The sequence below is a fragment of the Fluviicola sp. genome, assembly GCF_030151805.1.
Lineage (GTDB): Bacteria > Bacteroidota > Bacteroidia > Flavobacteriales_D > Crocinitomicaceae > Fluviicola.
This window is the reverse complement of sequence record NZ_JASLCN010000257.1, coordinates 1-5,050: the sequence shown is the minus strand read 5'-3', so window position 1 is coordinate 5,050 and position 5,050 is coordinate 1. Positions and strand designations below refer to the sequence as shown.

The following is a 5,050-nucleotide window of genomic DNA, read 5'->3' as shown; positions in this document are numbered from 1 at the left end:
CCAAAGCCGATGCTTCGATGTCGTATTTGTCGTTCTTATCCTGAATTGCTCTGTCTAATACTGCGTTGATCTCTGCAATTAAAGCCAATTCAACAGAATCTTTTTTCTTTCCGTGAGAAACATAGTATGGATCCGGAGCTACACCACGCTTATAACGGTGCTCAGCCTGGTTGTGCATTTGAATCCCACCAGGAATAACTGAATCATTCGGGTTGTGATTTGCTGCTGATACACGTTGGTAACGCACACGCTCGAAAGCATTCAGATATTCTTTCATTCCGTGAACATCGTACATTACCTGTTGGTTCTTCTGCTCAACAGCTCCGTCGTTGTTCAATACTTTTGTTTGGAATACATTTCCACGGAACGGACGGAACTCATCAAAATCTTCAGAACTTAAAGGACGGTAAACATCCATTACCCACTCAGAAACGTTTCCTGCCATGTGGTATAAACCGTAATCATTCGGCCAGAAAGACTCAACAGGAGCAGTTACATCGGCACCGTCATTCAAACGTCCTGCAACCCCCATGTAATCCCCTTTTCCTCTCACGAAGTTAGCACGGATAATACCTGTGAATTCTTTGTTGTCCTGACGAACGAAGTGGCCATTCCAAGGATATTGACGACGTTCTGTAATTACTTCTGTTCCTTCAGACAAGTTTCCGATCAAACCAAGTGCTGCAAATTCCCATTCTGCTTCAGTTGGGAGACGGTATCTCGGAAGAAGGATTCCATCTTCCATTCGTACGATACGCTCGCCTAATTTCTTACCGTCTCTGTGAGTCGGATCTGTATCTTTTAATTTTCTACCTCCTTTTTCAGGATCCTGTTCGAACTGCCCCATCAAGTAAGCATCAGTATCGAATGTTTCTGCATCTGCTGCATCAATATCCCATCCCAAAACTCCTTCACGGATCAAAATGTATTCGTTAACACGGTCAGTACGCCATTTACAGAAGTCAGTTGCCTGCAACCAGGAAACTCCAACTACAGGATAATCTCTGTAGGCAGGGTGACGTAAGTAATAATCGACGTATTTATCCATGAATGCCAATGGACTTCTCCAGGCAAGCGTATCCGGTAATGCATTTTTATAAACCATTCCGTACTTCTCATAGGATCTTCTCAACCAGTACAGGTATTCTAACCAGTGGAAGTTTGTAACTTCCGTTTGATCCATGTAAAAGGATGAAACAGTCACACGTGCAGGGCGGTTGTTATAATCGAACATGACATCTTGTTCAACCATACCCATTGTAAACGTACCACCTTCAACCAAAATAAGCCCCGGACCAGTTTCCTGATCTACGAATGGAACTTTTTGAAAGCCTCCGTGGTTTACATTGTTGTAATCCCATCCTGTTGATGAGGAGGAATCTCGGCTACACGAAGCTATTGCAACACCTGCAACCGCTAAGATAAATAAACGCAACATTTTCATATGCTTGGTTTGTTTTTTCATTTTTTGGGACACCAAAGTTAAGTTTATAAACGGATTATCAACAAAAGGTTACAAAAAATATTTAGAATGAAGGACAGGAAATTGTTTTGAAGGTTTTCACCGGACCTTTACATTTTGTAAAGATTCCCAGGGAAACTTCATGTGAACCACCCGAAACTCCATTGTTTAATCTTGAGACAGTAACATCATAGCTATATCCGATTCTGAATGACGGCGTTTGAACTCCGATAGTCAGGATAAAGGCATCTCTGTTTCTGAACCATACACCGGCATTGAAAGCCCCGTATTTAATATAGGTACCAATATTGATTTCCTGGAAACCTTGTTGATATTGGTAGATGATGTTTGGCATGATGGACGTGGTGTTCTGGTATTTTGATTTTCCACCCAGTGGAATCTCAGCTCCCATATGACCTGTAAATCGCATAGGCATCGGAGAGTTTCCGATGATTACGGATTCATTCGGCATGTTTAAGTGGTGAACAGCTGCTCCGAAAAAGAAGTGCTTTGAATAACCCACGAAACCTGCAGATGCATCAAAAAAACCTCTGGATCCACCTCTGCGTAAATCACCTGTTTGGTAGATGAAACCTCTTCTTGGGTCAATCTGATCTCCGAAAGTCAGTTTGTCCCAATCCAGAAACTTTTGGTACCAGGCAGCGCGAACACCGAATAACATCGCAAATTTTCTGTTTACTTTTAAGTGGTAAGAGTAAACCAGACCGAGCATAGATGTGTTGATCGTTCCCTGACCTTGCATATCGTGAGTGGCTAAAACGCCGATTCCTCCTGAGATGTTTTTGAAGTATTGGTCATAGGATGCGCTATAGGTTACGTAATTCCCCGAAAGGCTTGGCCATTCGTTTCGATAGTTCATAGCAAAACGGGCACAACCGTTCGATCCGGCAAATGCTGGGTTCAGGTACAGAGGGTTTGCGTAAAACTGCGTAAATGTCGGATCCTGCGCATAAATTTGAGATGTGCCTAAAAGGCATCCAACAAACGCTAATAGTTTAATATTTCTCATTCGGTTAAGAATATTTTCAAGCTAATTGTAGCATTGGTTTGCCAATGTTACGAAAAATAAATACAATGGTTACAACTAAATCGCCGAAACACAAAAATAAAAAAAGAATTCATACGTTTGATTGAACATTCATCTAGTTTTCGAATTTTGTACCATGAAAAACGACAAAACACAAGCAAGTTACATTTTTAACAAATTTTATAAGCTCGTTCTTTTCCTTCTGATAGGTCATTTATCTGTTGCTCAGGATGTTTCGGTTGAAATTGAATGGTTAAAACCCCGGGAGCTCACTGTAAATGGTGTTCAAATGACGGTTCCTTTTGTTTTGGGAGAGGATTTTGAAAATCAGCTTCCTGTTTATTCATTTCAGCAAAAGTTCAAATCCGGGCAGTACCAGGTTCAGATTTTGGACATCCGGACAGAGGCGCTTAGTCAGTATGAAATAACTTACCTGAATACGGTCAAAGTACCGGTTCCTAAAACAGCACAAATCGAGGCGAAAATTTCAAAATCAAAAAATGAGCAGTTTCTGAAGTCCAAGTGTATTCCATATTTCCAAACTTCAGCTGGATTTCAAAAGATTACTTCGTATAAAATCAGAATCACCCAGGGAGGTGTTGTGGCAAGTACAAACCAACTGAAGAGTTATGCTGCAAATTCTGTTTTGAACAGTGGTTCCTGGTACAAAATTTCTGTTCTGAATGACGGAATTTACCAGCTTAACAGGAGTTTCTTCAAAAGCATGGGAGTCGATGTGGATCATTTGGATCCTAAAACGATTAACCTGTATGGAAATGCGGACGGAAGACTTTCTGAGTTGAACAGTGATCCTTATATGGATGACTTGAAAAAAAATGCGATTCAGTTTGTCGGAAACTCGGATACGGCATTTACGGAAGATGAATACTTTTTGTTCTTTGGAGCGGGACCCAACCGCTGGAGTCGGAATTCAGGAACAAATTTCAACCGCAATATGCATATTTATAGTTCGGTGAATACTTATTTTATCCGGATAGATGCTTCTGAAATTCCTTTGCGGATTCAGAATCTTCCGGAGACTACTTTGCCGGTTACAAACAATGTGAATTCCTATACGTTTTACGATATCCACGAAAATGAATCAGTGAACCTGGTTGAAGGAGGACAGCGTTGGTATGGAGAACAATTTGATGCAACACTGACTCAGACGTTTAAATTCAATGTTCCGAATGTGGATCTGAACACGCCTATAGAAACGGAATATGCAGTTGCATCCAATTCGAATTCTGCCGGGAATAGCTTCCGGGTTGTGTACAATGGAATTCAGGTCAATAATGAACCTTTGAACTCGACTGGCGCGGATTACATCCGAAATGCTGCCGGCTTTACATTCACTCCGATTGCTCCCTCTATTGATCTTGTCTTTACCCTGAACAGGGTGAGCCCGTCTGTAAAAGCATATCTCGATTTTATCAAAATTGTTGGTAGAAGAAGTCTGGTGTTTTACGGGAATTCAATGCTGTTCAGAGATGTGAACTCCGTTGGAGCCGGAAATGTGAGTTTGTTCTCAATACAGGGAATGAATACAACCCATCGTGTTTGGGATGTTTCCTCTAAAACAAACCCGCAATTAATCGAGGGAAATCTGACCGGAAACACCTTTACTTTCAGACAAAGTACGGACACGCTGAGAGAATTCCTGGTTTTTAACGGAACTGTTTTCGCTCAACCTACATTTATCAAACAGGTGGAAAACCAGGATTTACATAGTTTGGGGCAATATGATTATATCATTGTCAGCCCGAAACAATTTATCAACCAGGCAACCCGTTTGGGGAACCTGCATGAAAATACCGGTTTGACGACCGTTGTGGTAGATATCGACCAGGTTTACAACGAGTTCTCTTCCGGGAACAAGGATGCAACGGCGATCAGACGTTTTGTGAAAATGTTCTACGACCGCGCGGCAGGAAATGTGGCTCAACAACCAAAGTTTTTGTGCTTGTTCGGAGATGCGACTTATGACCCTAAGGACAGAGTTGCGGGAAACAATTACATGATCCCGACTTACGAATATCTGAATTCGGAGAATCACATTGCCGCTTTGGTTTCAGATGACTATTTCGGACTTCTGGATAACAATGAATCAATCAGCGGTTTGGATTTAATGGATATCGGAGTGGGGCGTTTGCTGATCTCAAATACAACTCATGCACAAACTCAGGTCGATAAGATTGAACATTACATGAAGAACGGAATCAATTCTCCGATTTCTTCGAATGATCAGAATAGTTGCTGTATTGACGAGGCCGCGAATATGTTTGGTGATTGGCGCCAGGTGTACACCAATATTACGGACGACGAAGAAGGCGGAACGTTTATTACAGCGGATGCGGAACCGGCTTTCAACCAGGTGCAGTCAATGGCAAATGAAATGAATTGCGAAAAAATCTATATAGATGCATATACACAGATTTCCACAACCGGAGGGCATCGTTATCCGGATGCATACAATGCGATTACAGACCGTGTGGAAAGAGGAAGTTTGATTACCAATTACATCGGGCATGGCGGAGAAG

3 protein-coding genes are annotated in these 5,050 nt (G+C 41.8%); 1 reads left to right on the top strand and 2 read right to left on the bottom strand.

The annotated features are described in order from the left end of the window. Window positions 1–1,465, bottom strand: a 1,465-nt coding sequence (locus Q1V93_RS09875; protein ID WP_300664243.1) for an SUMF1/EgtB/PvdO family nonheme iron enzyme, incomplete at its 3' end; no start/stop codon positions are given. A 61-nt stretch (window positions 1,466–1,526) separates the two neighbouring features. Further along, on the bottom strand, window positions 1,527–2,492 hold the full coding sequence (locus tag Q1V93_RS09870; protein WP_300664241.1) for a type IX secretion system membrane protein PorP/SprF: 966 nt from the start codon (window positions 2,490–2,492) through the stop codon (window positions 1,527–1,529). Between the two features lie 154 nt (window positions 2,493–2,646). On the opposite strand from Q1V93_RS09870, the gene porU reads away from it, so the two are divergent. Further along, the coding region (porU, locus tag Q1V93_RS09865; protein WP_300664239.1) for a type IX secretion system sortase PorU at window positions 2,647–5,050 on the top strand (2,404 nt) is incomplete at its 3' end.

Bases quoted from the DNA above. Each gene is read 5' to 3' on its own strand.
- Q1V93_RS09870 (WP_300664241.1), bottom strand. From the start codon at position 2,492: ATGAGAAATATTAAACTATTAGCGTTTGTTGGATGCCTTTTAGGCACA.